This window comes from Cobetia sp. 3AK (assembly GCF_029846335.1).
Classification (GTDB): Bacteria; Pseudomonadota; Gammaproteobacteria; order Pseudomonadales; family Halomonadaceae; genus Cobetia; species Cobetia marina.
The window spans coordinates 62,882-83,449 of the sequence record NZ_JARWKR010000002.1 but is presented as its reverse complement, the minus strand read 5'-3'; the positions used below and the strand labels follow the sequence as shown (position 1 = coordinate 83,449).

Below are 20,568 nucleotides of genomic sequence, written 5' to 3'. Positions count from 1 at the left end.
CATGTCCCCAGATAGCACCCTCGTCCTTGCCGCCCTCGGCGGTATCCTGCTGCTGCTGTACCTCGTCATGCGTCTGCGCCTGCACGCCTTCGTCGCCCTGCTGGTGGTGAGTCTGGGGGTCGGGCTGGCCACCGGCATGCAGCCCGACGCCATCATCGATTCCGTCACCAACGGCATGGGCAACACCCTGGGCTTCGTGGCCACCGTGGTCGGGCTCGGCGCGATGTTCGGCAAGATGCTGGAAGTGTCCGGCGGCGTCGACCGCATGGCCAATACCCTGCTGGGGCGCTTCGGGACCTCACGTTCCCAGTGGGCGCTGGCGCTGACCGGCTTCCTGGTCGCGATTCCGGTATTCCTGGATGTGGCCTTCATCATCCTGGTGCCGCTGGTCTATGCACTGGCGCGTCGCAGCGGCCGCTCGCTGCTCTATTACGGCATTCCGCTGCTGGCCGGTCTGGCCGTCACCCACTCCTTCATTCCGCCGACCCCGGGGCCGATCGCGGTCGCCAAGCTGATCGGCGCCGACCTCGGCTACGTGATCCTGTTCGGGGCGCTGTGCGGTCTGCCGGCGATGATTGTCGCGGGCCCGATCTTCGGTCGCTTCATCGCCAAGCGTATCGATGCCAAGATCCCGGAGTACATGGAAAATGCCGGCAGCGTGATGAGCGATGAAGAGGTCAATCAGCGCGCCCCGGGCTTCGGGTTGATCCTGTCCATCGTGCTGCTGCCGCTGGCGCTGATCGTGCTCAACACCGTCTCCGGCTTCCTGTTCGGTGACGACAGTCCGCTGGTCGGCTGGCTGGGCTTTCTCGGCCATCCCTTCGTGGCGCTGAGTCTGGCCACGCTGATGGCCTTCACCTTGCTGGGCACGCGTCGCGGCATGACGCGTGAACAGGTGATGGAAGTCGCCACCAAGGCACTGGAGCCGGCCGGCATCATCATTCTGGTCACCGGGGCTGGCGGTGTCTTCAAGCAGATGCTGATCGACTCCGGCGTCGGTGACGTGCTCGGCACCCTGATGGCCGACAGCAATCTGCCACCGATCCTGCTCGCCTTCCTGATCGCCACCGCGGTGCGTGTCATCCAGGGCTCGGCTACCGTGGCGATGATCACCGCCGCCGGCCTGATGGCGCCGGTGATCGATACGCTGGCGCTGTCCGGTCCGGTGCTGGGACTGGTGGTGATCGCCATCGCCAGTGGCGCCACCGTGCTCAGCCACGTCAATGACTCCGGCTTCTGGCTGGTCAGCCGCTACTTCGGCCTGACCGAGAAGGACACCCTGAAAAGCTGGACGGTGATGGAGACGTTGATCGGCGTGATCGGCGTCAGCATGGCGCTGCTGATCGGGCTGTTCCTCTAGACACCCGCGACCCGGAGCGCTGACGAAAAGCTGCCGCGGCGTGTGGCAGCTTTTTTTGTGCCTGGCAAATGCCAGAATTCCCTATCACGCCGTCTTGCACGCTATTTCCCACTTTTGCATTGCGCCTGCATGACATCATGCGATCATCCACCCTTTCGTCCGCCATTCTGGCCCATGATCCTTCGTCTCTGCCCGGCGCTCTCGCGACTGGTCAGAGGCCGTTGCGCATCAGGGCCTGACATCTTTCGTCCGGAGTCCGCATGGACAACAGCCCTGAGTCGCCAACCCCGGCATCGCCACCCTCCGCCACTGGCAGCAAGCCACCCTCCTCCCGCCGTCTGATCTGGATGCGCCTGCTGGCGCTGATCATTCTCGCGCTGGCGATAGCGCTGGCGGCCTGGTGGATGACCCATCGCCCCGGCGCCCCCAAGCGCGCGCCCAGTGACGCCCCGGTTCCCAGCGTGGAAGTGGTGACGGTCAGCCATACGGCCAGTGCACCGACACTGGAAGGCTACGGCCGCGTGATCGTCGATCGCCAGACGACCGTATCCACCCGGGTCAGCGGTCAACTGGCGCCCTTCCCCGAGGGCATCGAGGCGGGCCGTGAAGTCCGCGCGAACCAGCTGCTGGCGAGCCTCGACCAGCTGGATTACCAGCTGGCGCTGCGTCAGGCCGAGGCGGATCTCGCCACGGCAGAAGCCAGCCTCGCCTCGGAAAAGGGCGAGCAGATCCGCGCGGCCTCGGAATACAAGACCTTCGGTCGCAACCTGCCGGCGGCGCAGAAAGCGCTGGTGCTGCGCGAGCCTCAGCTCAAGTCGGCTCAGGCTGCGGTGGACAGTGCCCGCGCCAGCCGCGACCAGGCCAGACTCAATCTGGAACGTACCGAGATCCGCGCGCCCTATGACGGCCTGATCAGCGAGCGTCTGGTCGGCGAAGGCAGTGACCTCAACGCCTTCACCGACCTGCTGACGCTGGTGGCCACCGACCGCTTCTGGGTGCGTCTCAACCTCCCGCAGGCCGACATGGAATGGCTCTCGACCCATGCCCGTGACGGTCAGGGCACGCCGGTCCTGCTGTCCAGCAAGGCATGGCCGGAGGGCCAGCATCGGCGCGGCGAAGTGTGGAGCGTCCTGCCGTCCCTGGAGGACAACGGCCTGCTGACCCAGGTGATGGTGGCAGTGGAAGACCCATTGGCGCTCGACGTCTCCGAGGAGGCGCGCGCCAGCACGCCGGCCCTGCGCCTGGGCGATGTGGTGGAAGCGACTCTGACACCTCAGCGCACCGCATCGCTGATCGAGCTGCCGGTCAGCGCCCTGCGCAGTGGCCAGCAGGTCTGGGTGCTGACGGAGGATGGCTATCTGGAGAAACGTGCGGTGGGCGTGCGCCATCTGGGCAACGACACCCTGCTGATCGCCGGGGGACTGAGCGATGGCGAGCGGGTCATCGTGAGTGCCTTGAGCAATGTCGAGGCCGGCATGGCGCTGCGTGCCCGCGGTGATGCGCCGACGCCGACCACCAGGACCCCTGATAACAAGGCGGCTGACGACAAGACGACGGCTGGCGACAAGAGCACCGCGACAGTTGAGCAGGACACCGCGACTGGTGACAAGACCGCCACGGTTGCCGACAAGCGCGCCACGACCACCGGAAGTGACTCATGACGGCACCATCGCGCCTCAAGGGCCCCATCCGCTGGATGCATGATCATGGTGTCGCCGCCAACCTGCTGATGCTGTGTCTGATTCTCGGCGGTCTGCTGATGTCCAGCCAGATCAAGAAGGAGGTCTTCCCCTCCTTCGAGCTCGAGATCATCAACGTCAGCGTCAGCTATTCCGGCGCGACCCCCGATGAAGTGTCCGAGAGTCTGTTGCAGGCCATGGAATCCGCGGTGCAGGACGTGGAGGGGATCGAGGAGATCACCGCCACGGCCGAGGAAGGCCTCGGCTCACTGTCCATCGAGCTTCAGGATGGCGTCGAGACCATGCGCGCCTACCAGGACATCCAGCAGGCCATCGACAGCATCACCACCCTGCCCGATGAGTCCGACCCGCCCGTCTACTCGCTGGCAGGTCGCTCGCGCAGCGTGATGGAACTCAAGCTGCACGGCCAGACGGATGACCAGACCCTGCGCAACGTCGCCGAGCGTCTGCGCCTGAGCCTGCTGGACAGCAACGACATCACCAAGGTGGAGCTGACCGGCATCCGTGACCGGGAAGTGCACGTGTCACTGGAGGAAGGAGCGCTGCGCCGTTACGGCCTCTCGCATCAGGATGTGGCCAGCCTGATCGGCAATCAGGCGCTCAACCTGGCCGGCGGCAGCCTGGACACCCAGCAGGGCGAGTACCTGGTGCGCTACGAGGCGCGGCGCGACGGTGCCGCCGAGTTCGCGCAGCTGCCGGTGATCTCCAGTCAGGAAGGCAATGTCATCCGCCTGGGCGATATCGCCACCGTCACCGACGGTTTCGCCGACAGTGACAAGGAAGTGCTCTATGACGGTGAGCCGGCGATCGGCCTGGACATCTATCAGGTCGGCTCCCAGACACCCAACGAGCTGTCCGCCGCGACCATGGCGATGCTGCCGGAGCTGTCCGCCAGCCTGCCGCGCGGCCTGACGCTGAGTGTCGAGGACGATGATTCGCTGGTCTACCAGGACCGTCTGGAACTGTTGCTCAAGAACGCCTGGATGGGGCTGGTGCTGGTGCTGGTGCTGCTGGGCCTGTTCCTGGAGGCGCGCCTCGCCTTCTGGGTCACCCTGGGCATCCCCACGGCCTTCCTGGGCGCGATGCTGTTCCTGCCGCTGGTCGGCGTGTCCATCAACATGATCTCGATGTTCGCCTTCATCATCGCGCTGGGCATCGTGGTGGATGACGCCATCATCGTCGGCGAGAACATCCACTCGCATCGCGAGCGCGGCGCCAGCATGCGCGAAGCCGCCATCCTCGGCGCGCGCGAGATCGCGGTGCCACTGGCGTTCTCGATCCTGTCCAACATCGTGGCCTTCATTCCGCTGCTGTTCCTGCCCGGCTTCCTCGGGCTGGTATTCGGCATCATCCCGCTGGTGGTGATCAGCATCTTCGCGCTGAGCTGGATCGAGGCGATCTTCATCCTGCCCGCGCACCTGGGACACACCAGCGAAAAGCCGATTCGCTGGCTGGCACCGCTGGACCGCGTGCGTCACGGCGTCCAGCACGGACTTGAGCGCTTCACGCGTCAGCGCTTCCAGCCCTTCCTCGAGGGGTGTCTGAACTACCGTGGTCTGACCGCCATCTGTGGCCTGGCGCTGCTGGTGCTGGCGATGGCCTGGATGGCCAGTGGCCGTCTCGGCTTCTCGCTGATGCCACGAGTGGAATCCAACCGCGCCGGCGTCACCGCCAATCTGCCGGTGGGCAGCCCGATCAGCCAGGACCGCGAAGTGCGCACCCTGCTGCTGGCGGCGCTGGACCGCGTGCGCGAGCGCGAAGCCGACCTGGCGGTCTTTTCCACCAGCGCCGAGATAGAAGGCAACTCGCTGAGCATCATCGCCAATCTGGACACCACGGTGGAGAACAACTGGTCGCCCTCGCAGCTGATCAAGGCCTGGCGCGAGGAAGCAGGCACCATCGCCAATACCGAATCGCTGCTGTTCGAGTCCGATATCGGCGGGCCGGGACGCGGCGCGGGCCTCACCATTCGACTGTCATCCTCCGACAGTGCCGCGCTGATGGCGGCCGCCGCGACCCTGGCGACCTCGCTTGAGGATTACAGCTCGCTGTCGGATATCGACAGCGGCCTGGATGACGGCAAGCGCGAGCTCTATCTACAGCTCAATGCCTATGGACGCTCGCTGGGACTGGACGGCGCGACGCTGGCCAACCAGCTGCGCGGACCGCTGTCCGGCGCCACGGCACTCAAGCAGCAGCAGGGTCGCAATGAGGTCGAGGTCAAGGTGCTGTTGCCCGAAGCCCAGCGCGCGAGTCTGGCCCAGCTGGAGAATTTCGGCGTGCAGACGGCCGACGGCGTCAGCGTGCCACTGGGACTGGTGGCCGACATCCAGCAGGGACGCGCCGCCTCCAGCATCCTGCGCATCGATGGTCGCCGCGTGATCGAGGTCACCGCCAACGTCACGCCATCCGATGCGGTCAGTCAGGTGATCACCAGTCTGGAAAGCGATGTCTATCCCGAGCTGAAGAGTCAGTATCCAACTCTGAGCATCGGCTATGGCGGACGTCAGGAGGAGACCGCCGACAATCTGGGGTCCCTGCAGGTCTCGTTGCTGCTGACCCTGGCGGCGCTCTATCTGCTGCTGGCCCTGCCTTTCAGAAGCTATCTGCAGCCGCTGCTGGTGATGACGGCGATCCCCTTCGGCCTGATCGGCGCGGTGATCGGCCACCAGCTGATGGGCTACGGGCTGTCGGTGATCAGCCTGATGGGCATGCTGGCGCTGTCGGGCATCGTCATCAACGATGCGCTGGTCCTCATCGACTATGCCAACCGCCAGCGGCTGGCCGGAGCCAGTGCGCGTGAGGCGATCATCATGGCGGCCACGCGACGTCTGCGTCCGATCCTGTTGACCACGCTGACCACCTTCTTCGGTCTCGCGCCGATGATCTTCGAGACCTCGCGCCAGGCTCGCTTCATGATCCCGATGGCCGTTTCCATCGGCTTCGGCATCCTGTTCGCGACGGTCATCCTGCTGATCCTGGTGCCGTCGCTCTATCTGCTGCTGGAAGACCTGCAGCACAGCCTGCGTCGCCTGCTGGGACTGCCGCCCCGCACCCCGTCTCAGGAGGAACGTGCGTCATGATCCAACCCGTGACCGCCCTGCGCTCGAGACTTTCGGTCCGCCTGTTCGTGATCCTGCTGCTGACCAATGTCGTGATCGGCGGCAGCATCTACCTGTTCATTTCCAAGAGCATGGACAAGGGCTTCGCCGAGTACCTGCAGCAGACCCAACAGGAGCGCGTCGAGATGATCTCGACGGACCTGATCAGCGCCTATGCCGCCGAGGGCAGTTGGCAATGGCTCAAGAGTCGGCGCAACTGGGGGCGTATCGTGCACTCCCGCCCGCCGAGCGAAGAGGACGGCATGATGCCCGGGCCCGGCATGTCACCGCCGCCAGGCCGGGAGGACAGCATGATGCCCGGCCCCGGCATGTCGCGCCCGCCGGGACGGGAGGACAGCATGATGCCCGGCCCCGGCATGTCGCGCCCGCCGGTCGGAGAGCAGGCCATGCTGCTGGGGCCCAACATGACGCGCCCGCAGGATTACATGCTGCGTGATGCCGATGGCCAGCGTCTCAATGGGGCACCGCGCCCCATTCCCGGCATGCAGTTCAAGGACCTGATGCTTGATGGCAGCAAGATCGGAGAACTCGGCTATCTGCCGGTAAGCGAGATGCTGAAACGCGGCAAGGACCAGTATCTGGAACGTCAGTCGCGCGATCTGGCCATCATCATGCTCTCATCCGCCTTCGCCTCGCTGCTGGCGGCCGCCGGGATCGCCTGGTGGCTGGGGCACCGCGTCCGTGACCTGGCCTCTGGTGCCAATCGCCTGTCGAGTGGCGACTATGCCACCCGTCTGCCGGTTCGCGGGCAGGATGAGCTGTCGCGGCTGGCCGAGGACTTCAATGCCCTGGCGGCGACACTGGAGAGCAATCGCGATTCCCGCCAGCGCTGGGTCAGCGACATCTCCCACGAGCTACGGACTCCCCTGGCGGTGCTCAAGGGTGAGATTGAAGCCATGCAGGATGGCTTCCGCCCGATGAGCCATTCAAGCCTCGGCTCGCTGGCCCAGGAGGTGGACGCCCTCAATCGCCTGGTGGCGGACCTGCGCCTGCTGGCACAGAGCGATGCCGGTACGCTGGAAGCCTGGCGCGAGCCGCTGGCGCTGGATACCCAGCTCCGTGACAGCCTGGACGACCTGCGCGGCTGGCTGGCGGATGCCGGGATCGCACTGGAGACCGACATCCCGCTGCCGCTGCGGGTGCTGGGCGACACGCAACGCCTGCATCAGCTGTGGAGCAACCTGGCCAGCAACACCCGTGCCTATACCGATGCACCGGGCAGACTCAAGGTCAGTCTGCTGCACGAAGCCGCAAGCCCCGCCCAGGGTGCCGGCCACCCCGGCTGGGCGATCGTGCGCTGGGAGGATTCCAGCCCCGGCGTGCCGGACGCCGAGCTTGCCCACCTCACCGAGCGACTGTATCGCGTCGAGAACTCGCGCAATCGCTCAAGCGGTGGCAGCGGGCTGGGGCTGGCCATCGCCAGCGCGCTGGTGAGTGCCCATGAAGGCGAGCTGGTGCCGGGGCACTCCACACTGGGCGGGCTGCGATGGGACATTCGCCTGCCGCTGTTGTCTACTTGAGACTGACTCTTTTTCATCCGCAAGGACTCTTGACCATGAGCGACATTCACGCCGACCACTCCGATGACCAGGCACAATCTCGCAAGCCACTGATTCTGGTGGTCGAGGATGAGCCCAAGATCGCCAGCCTGCTGTGCGATTATCTGAATGGCAGCGGTTATCGCACCCGCCACGTGGATGATGGCAATGCCGTCATCGCCGCGGTCAATGACGAGAGACCGGCACTGGTCCTGCTCGATCTGATGCTGCCGGGCACCGATGGCCTCACCCTGTGCCGTCAGCTGCGCGCTGAAGACGCCCTGCTGCCCATCGTGATGCTGACCGCGCGCGTCGAGGAAGTGGATCGCCTGCTGGGGCTGGAGCTGGGCGCCGATGACTACATCTGCAAACCCTTCAGCCCGCGCGAGGTGGTCGCCCGCATCAAGGCCGTGCTGCGTCGCAGCCAGGCACTCGACCAGACGCTCTCGCAAAGCTCCGCCAAGGGCCAGCTGACGCTCAATGAAGAAGGCTGGCAGGCCCTGGCGGATGGCCATGACCTGGGGCTGACCGCCGTCGAGTTCCAGCTGCTCAAGGTGATGATGCAATCACCGGGGCGCATCTTCTCCCGCGATCAGCTGATGGACCACATGTACCGGGATCACCGAATCGTCTCGGAGCGCACCGTGGATTCCCACGTCAAGAAGCTGCGCCGCAAGATCGCCAGTGCCTGGCCGGAGCGCGACGTGATCCGCTCCATCTACGGCGTCGGCTACAAGTTCGAGCCTGACGTGCTGGACTGACTCCCCGCCTCTCCCCGGGCCCGCGAACCTTTCAGCAACATGACAACCGCCGTCTGTGACCACAGACGGCGGTTGCGTTTTTGTTGCACCCGCGGTGCTAACTTGCTGTCCAACTGCGACGGATACTGTCATCACTGCCTGAGTACGCGACATCGACTGCCGCATGAGCTCGGGCTCACGCCACAAGTGAGGTATTCGCCATGTCCCACCGTCCTGCCAAGCGTGCGCGTCCTCGCACTCGTCTGATCAGTGCCGGCATGCTGAGCGTCATGCTGATGGTGTCACCGCTGACCGTGAGCAGCGCCAGCGCCGCCGATGTCTCCCTGAGCGTATTGCTGGATGGCATCAGCCTGAACGTCAGTCAGCGCGACACCCTCGACACGCAATATCGTCACTACCGCCAACAGCGTCAGGCGGCCGAGAGCCACCACGATGCAAAGGCGCTGGCCAAGGCCCGTCAGGACTATCTGGCCAAGGTCGACAGAATCCTGAACGCCGAGCAGACAAGCCGTTTTCATCAGCACTTCGATCGCCACTACCCCGACAAGGCCAGCACGGGCAAGCAAGCCCGGCACTGACGGCCTCGTGGCAGGCTGCCGCGACAGCGTTGCAGATCCTGACATGACACATTGCACACTTACCCGCGAGTACTTGCACAATCCCGGCACATTCGCCGCCGATACTCGCTATATCGCATGAACGCAGTTCTTTATCTCGACATACGGAGTACGCCATGAACCGCATTTCTCGCAAGCTCATCGTTTCCGGTCTGCTGACCGCCCTGGCACTGCCGATGACCGCCATGGCCGCCAGCGGCGTCAAGCAACAGGAACAGCACGACGGTGCCGCCGGCCGCCAGGCAGGCCTGGACAAGATTCTCGCCAGCTGGCACCTCAGCGATGCTCAGAAACAGAAGCTCGAAACGCTGAAGCAGCAGCAGATGGAAAGCCGCAAGCAGCTCAAGGAACAGACCTTCGACTCTCGCGAAGCACGTCGTGATGCCATCAAGGCCCAGCGTGACCAGCACAAGGCCGCCCTCGCCGAGATTCTCGACGACAACCAGGTCAAGGTGCTTGAAGCCTACTGGGCCGCAGGCAAGCCGATGCACGGCAAGCATGATGCCAAGCGCCCTGATGGGGCCGACAAGCATGGCGACAAGCCGATGGCCATGAAGGACAAGCCGGCCGGCGGCAAGCACATGGGACGCGATGGCGATCAGCGCATGGCACTGATGGGCGCCCTGTTCGACAGCTGGAACCTGGATGAGGACCAGCGTGCATCCCTCAAGGATTCCTTCGATGCCATGCGCGGCGACATGAAGTCGCTCAAGGAAACCGACTTCGACTCGCGTGAAGCGCGCAAGGCCGCCTTCAAGGAACTGCGCGAGACGCAGCACGAGCGCCTCGCCAAGGTGCTCAACGATGACCAGATCAAGGTGCTGGACATGATGCACCAGCGCGACAAGCGCGGCCCGAAGATGGCGGAGCGTCAGCAGCGCGAAGGCATGAAGGCCCTGCTGGCAAGCTGGAATCTGAGCGATGATCAGATGCAGGCGCTCAAGGAAGTCCGCAAGGAAATGCGTGACGAGATGCATGACAGCATGAAAGAGATGCACGACGACATGCGGGATGCCATGAAGGATGCCGACACCAGACAGGAGCGTGTCGCGGCCCGTCAGGAAATGCGCAAGGAGATGAAGGAGCAGCGCCTGGAACTGCGTCAGGAAGGCCGCGAGAAACTGGCTGATGTCCTGTCCGCCGAACAGCTGGACGCGCTGGAGGCCTTCATGGCCAATGGCATGCGTCATGGCGGCCCGCACGGTGGTCCGCAGGAGGGACCGGGCGAGCCGGCTCCGCAGGCCTGATGCGCGGCACCTGAGAGGCGACTCCCCTTTTCAGGTGCCAGCCAGACACGCCCCATGAAGTGACCCTGATCGGTCTTGTGGGGAAGAAAACGCGAAAACGATGCCGCCCCGGCCGCCTTCTGGTGGTCGGGGCGGTGTCGTTTTCGTCCATTGGCGACAGAAATGTCTCTCTCCGCGACATTCCTGACGGGAGGCTCTGGCATGAGGGCTCGCGCCCGACGGATCGCGACAGGTTCATAAGAGAAAGCGACAGTCCCCCTGTCTTTTTGGGTAATGGGGGTTATATTTTTATTGAACAATCAATTAAAATAATTTTGCGAGGCCTTGAGCATTACATGGCGTGATGATGAGAGTCGTGCTTTCCTGACTGCTGAGCTCCCCCGTCCGAGGGTTCTCTCGAACGACAGGGCATTGAGCAACGGTGTCCATGACAGAAGCCACCGCAGGGGGATGCCTGCAACCGTCAGCGGAAAGCGGACCCGGCACTGGCCGCGAAGGAATTCGCGCCGCGCAGATGTCGGAGTCAGAGATCTTGGCAAGACAGTCTCTGACGTCCAGCAGCGCCCTGTGAACGTTCACCATGATGAAGGTCGCGAGACAGTCGCCAGGCATGCCGTTGTCGAGGCGCCCGCCGACCGACCTTCGTGAATCGCCTTGAGGCCGTTCTCGCCTGCTGCCTGCGGATGGACCTGCCATACCTCCGCCTGCCAGTCGACACTGCCACCGCTTCAGCGCTACCCATGACGGGTGCTGAGCGAGGCCCGTGCCGTTCGTGTCCGTCTTTGCTGACACCCTGCCGTTGCCCCCACAGCCGCAGGCTGTCAGCAAAGCACTACGCACGAGTGAAACTTCCCCATGACAGGAGTTCCTCATGCAGAAACCCGCTTCCTCCGAGAGCGCTGCGCCGACCTCGAGTCGCATCAATCCGACGGTCTTCTACGGATCGATCATCGGTATCGTGGCGTTCCTCGCCTTCGCGATGCTGTTCACCGAACTGGCTGACCAGTGGATCGGCAATGCCCTGAGCTGGACCATCGATACCTTCGGCTGGTTCTACATGCTGGCCATCGTGGCCTATCTGGTCTTCGGTGTGCTGATCGCCTGCTCACGCTTCGGGCGCATCCGCCTGGGACCGGACGACTCGCGTCCTGAATTCTCGCTGATGTCCTGGGCCGCGATGCTGTTCGCCGCCGGTATCGGCATCGACATCCTGTTCTACTGCATCGCCGAGCCGCTGTCCCACTATGTGGCACCGGTCACGGGGGACCCCGAGACCCAGGCGGCGATCCGCAACGCCATGGTGGAAACCTTCTTCCACTGGGGGCTCTCCGGCTGGGGCATCTATGTGCTCGCCGGCATGTCGCTTGCGTACTTCAGCTATCGCCACCGCCTGCCGCTGGCCATCCGCTCGGCCTTCTATCCGCTGCTGGGCAACCGCATCAATGGCCCGATCGGCAACGCCGTGGATATCTTCGCCATCATCTCCACCGTGTTCGGGATCGCCACCTCACTGGGCATCGGCGTCATCCAGCTGAACTACGGTCTCAAGTTCATGCTGGGCGTGCCCGAGAACCTCGCCGTGCAAGCGGCACTGATCATCGGCGTGATGATTCTGGCGACGATTTCCGTCATCACCGGTGTCGAGAAGGGCATCCGCCTGCTGTCCGAATTCAACATGCTGCTGGCCACCGCCCTGCTGATCTTCGTGCTGGCCGTCAGCGACACCTCCCAGCTGCTCAACGCGCTAGTGCTCAACATCGGTGACTACCTGACCCAGTTCACCGCCAAGAGCTTCGATACCTATGCCTACACGCCGGGTACCGATGAATGGATGAGCGGCTGGACCCTGTTCTTCTGGGGCTGGTGGATCGCCTGGACCCCGTTCGTGGGCCTGTTCCTCGCGCGCATCTCACGTGGCCGCACCATCCGTCAGTTCGTGTTCGGTGCGCTGCTGATCCCGCTGAGCTTCATGATGGTATGGATGAGCGTCTTCGGTAACTCGGCCATCGACATGGTCGCCAACCAGGGCGTCAGCGCACTGGCCACCGAAGCCCTGAACGCACCGCAGAACACCATCTATACCTTCTTGGAGCAGCTGCCGTACTCCACCATCACCACCGCCGTGGTGGCGATTCTGGGGATCGTGTTCTTCGTGACCTCCGCCGACTCCGGCGCGCTGGTACTGGCCAACTTCACGTCCATCCTCAAGGACGTCAACCACGATGCGCCGATCTGGCTGCGCATCTTCTGGTCCGCCATCATCGGCCTGCTGACGCTGGCTCTGCTGATGGTCGGGGGGCTGAGCGCGCTGCAGAGCGCCGTGGTGATCACCGCCGTGCCCTTCTCCATCGTGCTGATCTTCATGATGATCGGCATGTACAAGGCGCTGATGATCGAGGACCGCAAGGAGAACGTGCGTCAGGACAACAGCTGCGTCTATGAAGGGGTCGACTGGCACGAGCGTCTGGATCACGTGCTCGACTTCGCCAAGAGCGGCAGTGCCGAGGCAACGCTGAAGCGCTCCATTCGTCCGGCGCTCAACCAGCTGGCCGAAGAGCTCAACCGTCGCGGCCAGGTCTCCTCCGTCAGTGAAGAGACGGCAGAGGGCGAGCCGCTGCCGCGCGTGACACTGGAAGTCGAGTTCGAGGATGCCTCCAACTTCGTCTACCAGGTGCGTTCGGTGCGTCACCAGACGCCGAGCTTCATCGATGCCAACGATGACTACTACCTGCGTCTGGCCGTCCACCTCTCCGAGGGTGGCAGCGGTCAGGAGCTCAACGGCCTGTCGCGTGCTCAGGTGCTCGATGAAGTGGTCACCGCCTATCAGCAGCATCTGGCCTTCGTGCGCAACGATACGGTCAATGAAGCCCCGGTGATGCCAGGCGTGATCGGCAAGCAGACCGACATCGACTGAGTCGTCACCCGGTGCTGAGCCTACGCTCGGCCTGCAACGCAAAAGCCCCCGCCGGTCTCCCGGCGGGGGCTTTTCCATGTCTGCGCCATCACGTCACGGGTGCCCGAGGCACCGGACATCTCAGGTCGCGGCGACGGTCTCGACCTGCTGTGCGCCCTTCTTGATCATCGCATAGCTGATCGCGGTCACCAGGGTGCCGGCGACGATGGCGCCCAGATACATCAGCGGGACGTTGATGGCATTGGGGATCAGCAGCACGAACAGACCACCGTGCGGCGCCAGCAGCTTGGCACCTACCAGCATCGACAGGGCACCGGTCACGGCGCCACCGACCATGCAGGTGGGAATCACGCGCAGCGGGTCCTTGGCGGCAAAGGGAATCGCGCCCTCGGAGATGAAGCACAGCCCGAGAATGAAGCTGGCCTTGCCGGCCTCACGCTCCGGTTCGGCGAACTTGGAACGTGCGATGAAGCTTGCCAGCCCCATGCCCAGCGCCGGCACCATGCCCGCGGCCATGATCGCGGCCATCGGCGCGTAGGTCTCGCTGGCCAGCAGGCCGACCCCGAAGGCATAGGCGGCCTTGTTGACCGGCCCACCCAGGTCAAAGCACATCATCGCACCGAGCAGAATGCCCAGCAGGACCGCGTTGGCCGAGCCCATGGACTCGAGGAACTCGGTCAGCGCCGTCATCAGCCCCGCCACCGGCGTGCCGACCACATAGATCATCACCAGCCCGGTGACCATGCTCGCCACCAGCGGGATGATCAGGATCGGCTTGAGCGACTCGATGGACTGCGGCAGCTTCACGTAGCGACTGAGCCCAGAGGCCGTATACCCCGCGAGGAAGCCGGCGATGATGCCACCCAGGAACCCGGCATCCAGTGTCGCGGCCAGCCAGCCCCCGATCATGCCCGGCGTGATCCCCGGGCGGTCCGCGATCGAGTAGGCGATGTAGCCCGCCAGTACCGGAATCATCAGCTTGAAGGCCGAGCCACCACCGATCTGCATCAGCGCCGCCGCCAGCGTGCCCTCCTCCTCGAAGGCCTTGATGCCGAACACGAAGGACAGCGCGATCATCAAGCCGCCCGCCACCACCATCGGCAACATGAAGGACACCCCGGTCAGCAGGTGCTTGTAGGGACCGCGCTTCTCGCCCTTCTGCTGGCCACCCTGACCGCCAGAGGCCGAAGCGGATTCCACCTCGGCACCTTCCAGCGCCTGCTCGATGGTGTCGCGCGGCTTCTTGAGCGCGGTACCGGTGGAGGTGCGCCAGACGCGCTTGCCGGCGAAGCGGGTCGGGTCGACCTCGATGTCACAGGCCAGAATCACCACCTCGGCCTCGGCGATCTCCTGTTCGGTCAGCGCATCCTGGGCACCGACCGAGCCCTGGGTCTCGACACGGGTCGGATAGCCCAGCGTCCGCCCGGCCTCGCTCAGTGCCTCGGCGGCCATGAAGGTATGCGCCACACCGGTGGGACAGGCCGTGACCGCCACGATGGACGGCCCCCGGGACGACGTGAAGGGCGTCTCGTCGGCAGCAGACGCGGGTGCGGCCGAGTCCGTGAGGGCCGCGATGTCCTTGCGCTCCAGCACCCGGGCACGCGAGTCGGCCAGCTCCAGAAAGGCCTGCGGGTCCGGCAGCGCATCCTCGATGGGGGCCAGATGCACCCGCTTGCCGAGAAAGTCGTCCAGCGCCACGCTGGCCAGCGGCGATGCGGCGATCAGCACCAGCTCCGCCTCGGCCAGCTGCGCCTCGCTGAGGGTGATCTCGGGTTCGATGCGCGAGCGCATGTCGATGATCGGATTCCAGCCACGACGACGCGCGGCCTGCTCCAGGCGGCGCGCCGCCAGGAAGGTGGTCGCCATGCCACTCGGGCAGGCGGTGACGATGATGACGTTCATTGGCGTGGCTCTCCGGCTGTCTCGACATCGGCAGACGCCAATGTCTCGATGCTGGTGTGTTGTTGGAGGGTCTTGAGTGTGGTGGCACGCGGATTGCCGGGACCGGGATGGGTCACGGCCTCGGCGGAGAGTGCGGTGGCATGGCGCAGAATCCGCTTGCGGTCTTCGGGTGAGGCATCGGGTTGACAGAGCACGCCATGCAGCATGGCGGCCAGCAGGGTATCGCCGGCGCAGACGGTACTGACGACCTGCATGCGCGGCGGCCGAGCGCGCAGCATGGCGGCGCCGGGGCTGGCCCACAGCACGCCTTCCGGCCCGGCGGAGATCAGCGCCTGCTCGATGCCGTGATCGATCAGACGCCTGAGCGCACGCTCGCGGGCCGCATCACTGTCCAGCGGCTCCCCGGCCCACAGCGCCAGCTCCTGTTCATTGGGCTTCACCGCCGTGGGCGGCACCGCCAGCCCCGCTTCCAGCGCGGCGCCGCTGGTATCGAGCCAGCAGGCGACATGGCGTTCGCGCACGCGACTGACCAGTGCTGCCAGCTGGGCATGGCTGATCCCCGGCGGCAGACTGCCGGCGATCACCACCGCACAACGTGGCAGATCGCCCTCGGCCTGCTGGCGGTCGATCCAGTCATCGATGCGCGCTTCCAGGCGTGCCAGGGCGTCCTCGTCCACCCGCATGCCGGTACCGTTCACGTCGGTGACCCGGCCACTGGCCTCGCCAAGCTTGACGTTGATGCGCGTCGCACCGGCCACGCGCTCGAAGGCGTCCACCAGACCCCAGTCGGCAAAGGCCACGGTAAAATCGGCCTGATTGTCGGCCCCCAGAAAGCCGCTCAAGGTCACCGGGTGGCCCAGCGTCGCCAGCACGCGCGCCACGTTGATGCCCTTGCCCGCGGCTTCCAGATGATGACTGCGTGCACGGTTGACCGTTCCCAGCGTCAGACTGTCCAGCCCGATGCTCAGATCCAGCGCAGGATTGAGCGTCACGCACAGCACGGGACAGTCAGCAGCCGAGTGTGATGGCGAGTGATGGGAAGCTGTCATCACACCTGCTCCTCCTGCCGGGGATGGGGTTGGGCGTTCTGTTCGATCAGGCTGTCCAGCGCACTGCGCACGTCTTCCGACGTCGGCTGCGCCAGGGCGACGCGTGCCTGTTCGCGCGCCATGGTCAGATCCAGCTCACGCACCCGCGCCTTGACCAGCGGAATCTGGCGACTGGAGACGGACAGTTCATCCACCCCCAGGCCGACCAGCACACCCACGGCCTGATCATCACTGGCCAGCTCACCGCAGACGCCGACCCAGGCACCATGGGCATGCGCGGCCGCCACCGTCATCTCGATCAGACGCAGCACTGCCGGATGCAGCCCATCGGCCTGTGCGGAGAGCGTGGCATGGCCGCGGTCGATGGCCAGGGTGTACTGGGTGAGATCGTTGGTACCCACCGAGAAGAAATCGACTTCGGGAGCGATGCTGGCGGCCGTCAGCGCCGCCGAGGGAATCTCGATCATCACGCCGATCTGCACGTCACGCACCAGCGGCTGGCCGTGCTCGGCTTCATGGGCGGCGTCCAGCTCGCTGCGTACGCGCTCGACGATGGCACGTGCAGCGCGCAGTTCGGCAAGGTCCTTGACCATCGGGAACATCAGGCGGATCGGGCGGGAGCCTGCCGCCATCAGCAGTGCCCTGACCTGGGTCTCGAGCACTTCCGGACGCGTCAGCGCCAGACGGATGCCACGCAGCCCGAGGAAGGGATTGTCCTCTCGCGGCAGCGGCCAGTACGGCAGCGGCTTGTCACCGCCGACATCCAGGGTGCGTGCCACCAGCGGGCGGCCATCCAGCGCATCGAGTGCCTCACCGTACTGGGCGGTCTGGGTGGCGAGATCCGGTGCCTGCGGATGGGCCATGAACACGAATTCGGTCCGCAGCAGGCCGACCCCTTCGGCACCGCGCTCGACGGCGTCACCGGCATGCGCGGTATTGCCCAGGTTGGCCACCACCTCGACCTGATGGCCATCCCGGGTGATGGCTGGCGCCATGCGGGTTTCCCAGGCCGCGGCCTGACGCTGTTCATGGCCGGCGATCGCCTCTTCGGCCCGGGCGCGGCGACTGGCGGAAGGCATCACGCTGACACGCCCGCGCTCACCATCGACGATCAACTCGCTGCCATCGGCGATCGCCAGCACGCTCGGACCAGCCCCGACCACCGCCGGAATGCCCAGTGAACGCGCCAGAATCGCGCTGTGCGAGGTGGCCCCGCCCAGGGCCGTGACCAGTCCACGCACCCGGGAGGTATCCAGACGCGCCACATCCGACGGGCCGATATCCTCGGTCACCAGCACATGCGGCGTCTCGGGGGCGCTGGGCAGCGGCGTGTCGGTGAGCACGCCAAGCACACGGCGCCCGACGTCGCGCAGGTCAGCGGCGCGCTCGGCCAGCAGACGGTCCGCGAGGTTTTCCTGGGCTCGCGCGGCGCTGTCGATGGCGGACCACCAGGCAGCCTCGGCGCTGTGGCCTTCCTCGAGACTCTCGCGCGCCGCGGCAAACAGCTCCGGGTCGCCGAGCATCTCTTCGTGCATGGAGAGAATCTCGGCCATCTCGGCGCCTTCGGCCCGATTGACCAGCTCCTGAAGCTGCTCACGCGCCGTCTGGATGCCGCTCGCCAGTCGCTGGGCCTCGTGCTCGGCGCCCGCATCGCTGCGCGCCTCATAGAGAAAGCGCGGCTGATACATCACCCAGCAGGGCGCGATGGCCATGCCCGGCGAGGCCGCCACCGCCGGCACGACACTGTCGGCCTCGGGGGCTGCCACCTTGTCGGAAGCCGGCTGAGCATCCGGCGCACTGGCCTCGGGACGCTGGTCCATCAGCGGCTCCACGGACTCGCCAAGTCCTGCCTTGACCGCCGCGACCATGGCATCCAGCGCGGCCTGATTGGCCCGGGCATCCTCGCCGTTGGCACTGAAGACCAGCGTCTGGCCACGACGTGCTCCCAGCCCCAGCACCTTGGTGAGGCTGGCGGCACTGACGATACCGCCTTCCCCCTGCTCGAGGCGCAGCGAGGGAATGATGCCGAAACTCTCGCCGGCGTCCCGCGCGGCCTGCACCAGCTGCTTGGCGGGACGGGCATGCAGGCCATGTGCATTGAGCAGCGTCACGCTCGCCAGCTGTGCCGTGGAGGACTCCCCCAGCAGCCGCGCCAGCAGAGCGGAGGTGGACAGCCCCGGCAGGCGCTCGCCTGCGCCATCTTCCAGCAGCGTCAGCAGACGCTCCAGCAACACGCGGTGCTGCCCGCCATCAGCGTCCAGCGCCAGACAGGCCACGGCATTGATGCGCCCGTGACGGGTATCCAGTGCCTTCTCGGGCGTGACCACGGACAGCGCCGGCTGGCTCACGTCCTGTCGGGACTGCACCAGCCAGATGCCCTGGCCCAGAGCGTTCGGCTCGGTCTGGAGCATCGCGGTGAGAAAACCGTCCCCGACGCAACCGGCCTGACGCAATCGCGCCGCGCCTGCCAGCACCAGCTCATCGCGGTCGCGTGCCGGGAAGCCACACAGCACGGTATCGGCATCCAGACGTGGCGGAATCACCTCGCGGCCAAGCTCGGCGAGAATCTGCTCCGCGGTCGTCGCGGATGCCAGGCGCTCACTGACGCCTTCGCGGTCCAGCACGCGCGTCAGGGAACGCAGGATATCGAGGTGCTCATCGGACTGCGCCGCGATGGTCACCACCAGAAAGACACGGTTGCCATCGTGCCACTCCACCCCCTGCGGGAATTGCAGGACACGCACGCCGGTGGCCAGCACGGCCTCACGACTGTCGGGTGTTCCGTGGGGAATCGCGATGCCCTGCCCCAGGTAGGTGGAAGACTGCGCTTCGCGAGCCAGCAGACCTTCACGATAGGCCGGCGTGGCGCGCCCACCGGCAACCAGGGCATCAGCGGCCTGATTCAGGGCGTCGCGCCAGTCATTGGCGTGGGCGGCGAGGAGGACATCCTCATGAGCAAGGCTGAGCATGGCGGGCTCCTTGAGGCCCCTCTCTGGCAAGAGGCCTGGATGTGTGACGTGCGGCGCGGGCGTGACATCTGACGCACCGGCACTTCATGGGGCGAGTACCACAAGGGTAGCGGCGGCGTGGCGTGATGACGAATACTGCTGAATCGTGTCACCTCAATGGATTCATGCTGGCCGTTTTCTTGCGCGTGATCAAGTGAATGCCATGCAGATGCGCGGTTTTCGTGACTAGACATTGGGCGTAGAGCCGCCTGTGGTGCGGGGTTGCGAGGGGTCGGTCGAGGGATACCGTCATCAGTGAGGATTTGCACCTCAGGCCACAAGTGAGCATCATTCCTCGCACATGGAGCTCGCAGGTCCCGTTCTCCCTCTTCCAGCAAGGACAGTGGCATGACCCTGGCAGAAATCGCGCGTCTTGCAGGCGTTTCACGTACCACCGCCAGTTATGTGGTCAATGGGCAGGCACAGGCACGACGTATCAGCCCACAGACGGTCGAGCGCGTGATGGCGGTGGTGCAACGCCATCACTACCGGATCGATGCCCAGGCAGCCGCCCTGCGCCGCGGGGAAAGCCGGACACTGGGGTTCATGCTGCCCGATCTGGAGAATGCCAGTTACGCACGCCTCGCCAAGCTGCTGGAACGCGGTGCCCGCGAGCGCGACTATCAGCTGTTCATCGTCTGCTCCGACGACATCCCCGACACGGAGCGCGAACTGGCCCGCATGCTCAAGGCTCGCAGGGTCGATGCCTTGATCACCGCCAGCTGTCTGGCACCGGATGATCCCTTCTACCGCGAACTGACGCTGGATGGCTTCCCGGTGATCGGGGTGGACCGCGCACTGGACACGCGCCACTTCGCCAGCGTGGTCAGCAACAATGCCGATGCCGCCAGCCAGCTGACCCGTGCGGTGCTTGAGCATTCACCACGAGACCTGCTGTGGCTGGATGCCTTGCCGGAACTCGAGATATCGCGGGAACGTGCCCAGGGCATGCGCTCGGCGCTCGAGACCCATCAGAGCCAGACGCCGCTTGAGGCGACGACACTGCACGCCGCCCGCTATGAGCGCGCCGCCGGTGCCGAGGCACTGCGCGGATACCTCGCGCACTCGCCCATGCCGGAGGCGATCGTGACCGCCTCCTACACCTTGATGGATGGCGTGCTGGACGTGCTGTTCTCGAAGGGCCCGCCTGTCAACGCCCCCAGGGCGATGGCCAGCTTCGGCGATGATCGCCTGCTCGACTTCCTGCCGTTGCCGATCCACTCGCTGCCCCAGTGCCACCAGCGCATCGCGGATACCACCCTCACCCTGGCGCTCGCCGCCATCCAGAGCGATATCACGCCGGGCCTGACCCTGGTGGAACGCGAGTTGCGTCGCCGCTAGACGCCTCAT

Annotated in this window: 12 protein-coding genes; 9 read left to right on the top strand and 3 right to left on the bottom strand. The window is 65.4% G+C overall.

The window, feature by feature from the left end:
- Position 1 precedes the first annotated feature (1 nt).
- From QD228_RS02895 to betT, 8 genes are all read left to right on the top strand, one after another.
- Positions 2–1,360: a gluconate:H+ symporter gene (locus tag QD228_RS02895; RefSeq protein WP_077378405.1), complete on the top strand. Its 1,359-nt coding sequence runs from the start codon at positions 2–4 to the stop codon at positions 1,358–1,360.
- A gap of 260 nt (positions 1,361–1,620) precedes the next feature.
- A complete protein-coding gene (locus QD228_RS02890) occupies positions 1,621–3,021 on the top strand; it encodes an efflux RND transporter periplasmic adaptor subunit (RefSeq protein ID WP_279874348.1) in 1,401 nt (466 codons plus the stop codon).
- Positions 3,018–6,143 carry an efflux RND transporter permease subunit gene (locus QD228_RS02885; protein WP_084207932.1) on the top strand — a complete coding sequence of 1,042 codons (3,126 nt, stop codon included), beginning with the start codon at positions 3,018–3,020 and terminating at the stop codon, positions 6,141–6,143. Before QD228_RS02890 ends, QD228_RS02885 begins: the two co-directional genes overlap by 4 nt.
- On the top strand, positions 6,140–7,702 hold the full coding sequence (locus tag QD228_RS02880) for a HAMP domain-containing histidine kinase (RefSeq protein WP_077378395.1): 1,563 nt from the start codon (positions 6,140–6,142) through the stop codon (positions 7,700–7,702). The genes QD228_RS02885 and QD228_RS02880 overlap by 4 nt, the downstream gene beginning before the upstream one ends.
- A 35-nt stretch (positions 7,703–7,737) precedes the next feature.
- Positions 7,738–8,481, top strand: a complete 744-nt coding sequence (locus QD228_RS02875) for a response regulator (protein ID WP_084207931.1) — start codon at positions 7,738–7,740, stop codon at positions 8,479–8,481.
- A gap of 200 nt (positions 8,482–8,681) precedes the next feature.
- Entirely contained in the window at positions 8,682–9,059 is a 378-nt protein-coding gene (locus QD228_RS02870; RefSeq protein WP_077378389.1) for a hypothetical protein, read from the top strand.
- 155 nt (positions 9,060–9,214) lie between these two features.
- Positions 9,215–10,345, top strand: a complete 1,131-nt coding sequence (locus QD228_RS02865) for a Spy/CpxP family protein refolding chaperone (protein WP_176493549.1) — start codon at positions 9,215–9,217, stop codon at positions 10,343–10,345.
- A gap of 871 nt (positions 10,346–11,216) precedes the next feature.
- Complete coding sequence (gene betT / locus QD228_RS02860; RefSeq protein ID WP_077378383.1) at positions 11,217–13,259, top strand: choline BCCT transporter BetT; 2,043 nt, start codon at positions 11,217–11,219, stop codon at positions 13,257–13,259.
- Positions 13,260–13,379: 120 nt separating this feature from the next.
- On the opposite strand, the gene QD228_RS02855 is transcribed toward betT, so the two are convergent.
- The 3 genes from QD228_RS02855 to ptsP are packed head-to-tail and all read right to left on the bottom strand — an operon-like array spanning position 13,380 to position 19,179.
- Positions 13,380–15,161 (bottom strand): PTS fructose-like transporter subunit IIB, encoded by a 1,782-nt coding sequence (locus tag QD228_RS02855; RefSeq protein WP_279874347.1) that lies wholly within the window; start codon positions 15,159–15,161, stop codon positions 13,380–13,382.
- The gene (locus QD228_RS02850) at positions 15,158–16,210 is read right to left on the bottom strand and encodes a 1-phosphofructokinase family hexose kinase (RefSeq protein ID WP_279874346.1); all 1,053 of its coding nucleotides are present in this window, start codon (positions 16,208–16,210) and stop codon (positions 15,158–15,160) included. The genes QD228_RS02855 and QD228_RS02850 overlap by 4 nt, the downstream gene beginning before the upstream one ends.
- Complete coding sequence (ptsP, locus tag QD228_RS02845; RefSeq protein ID WP_279874345.1) at positions 16,210–19,179, bottom strand: phosphoenolpyruvate--protein phosphotransferase; 2,970 nt, start codon at positions 19,177–19,179, stop codon at positions 16,210–16,212. Before ptsP ends, QD228_RS02850 begins: the two co-directional genes overlap by 1 nt.
- A gap of 387 nt (positions 19,180–19,566) precedes the next feature.
- Between ptsP and cra the strand changes: the two genes are divergently transcribed.
- Positions 19,567–20,559, top strand: a complete 993-nt coding sequence (gene cra / locus QD228_RS02840) for a catabolite repressor/activator (RefSeq protein WP_077378370.1) — start codon at positions 19,567–19,569, stop codon at positions 20,557–20,559.
- Positions 20,560–20,568 lie beyond the last annotated feature (9 nt).

Coding starts and splice junctions, on each gene's coding strand:
- QD228_RS02850 (WP_279874346.1), bottom strand. CDS start 16,210: ATGACAGCTTCCCATCACTCGCCATCACACTCGGCTGCTGACTGTCCC.
- QD228_RS02855 (WP_279874347.1), bottom strand. CDS start 15,161: ATGAACGTCATCATCGTCACCGCCTGCCCGAGTGGCATGGCGACCACC.
- QD228_RS02870 (WP_077378389.1), top strand. CDS start 8,682: ATGTCCCACCGTCCTGCCAAGCGTGCGCGTCCTCGCACTCGTCTGATC.
- QD228_RS02890 (WP_279874348.1), top strand. CDS start 1,621: ATGGACAACAGCCCTGAGTCGCCAACCCCGGCATCGCCACCCTCCGCC.
- ptsP (WP_279874345.1), bottom strand. CDS start 19,179: ATGCTCAGCCTTGCTCATGAGGATGTCCTCCTCGCCGCCCACGCCAAT.
- cra (WP_077378370.1), top strand. CDS start 19,567: ATGACCCTGGCAGAAATCGCGCGTCTTGCAGGCGTTTCACGTACCACC.
- QD228_RS02865 (WP_176493549.1), top strand. CDS start 9,215: ATGAACCGCATTTCTCGCAAGCTCATCGTTTCCGGTCTGCTGACCGCC.
- QD228_RS02880 (WP_077378395.1), top strand. CDS start 6,140: ATGATCCAACCCGTGACCGCCCTGCGCTCGAGACTTTCGGTCCGCCTG.
- QD228_RS02885 (WP_084207932.1), top strand. CDS start 3,018: ATGACGGCACCATCGCGCCTCAAGGGCCCCATCCGCTGGATGCATGAT.
- QD228_RS02895 (WP_077378405.1), top strand. CDS start 2: ATGTCCCCAGATAGCACCCTCGTCCTTGCCGCCCTCGGCGGTATCCTG.
- QD228_RS02875 (WP_084207931.1), top strand. CDS start 7,738: ATGAGCGACATTCACGCCGACCACTCCGATGACCAGGCACAATCTCGC.
- betT (WP_077378383.1), top strand. CDS start 11,217: ATGCAGAAACCCGCTTCCTCCGAGAGCGCTGCGCCGACCTCGAGTCGC.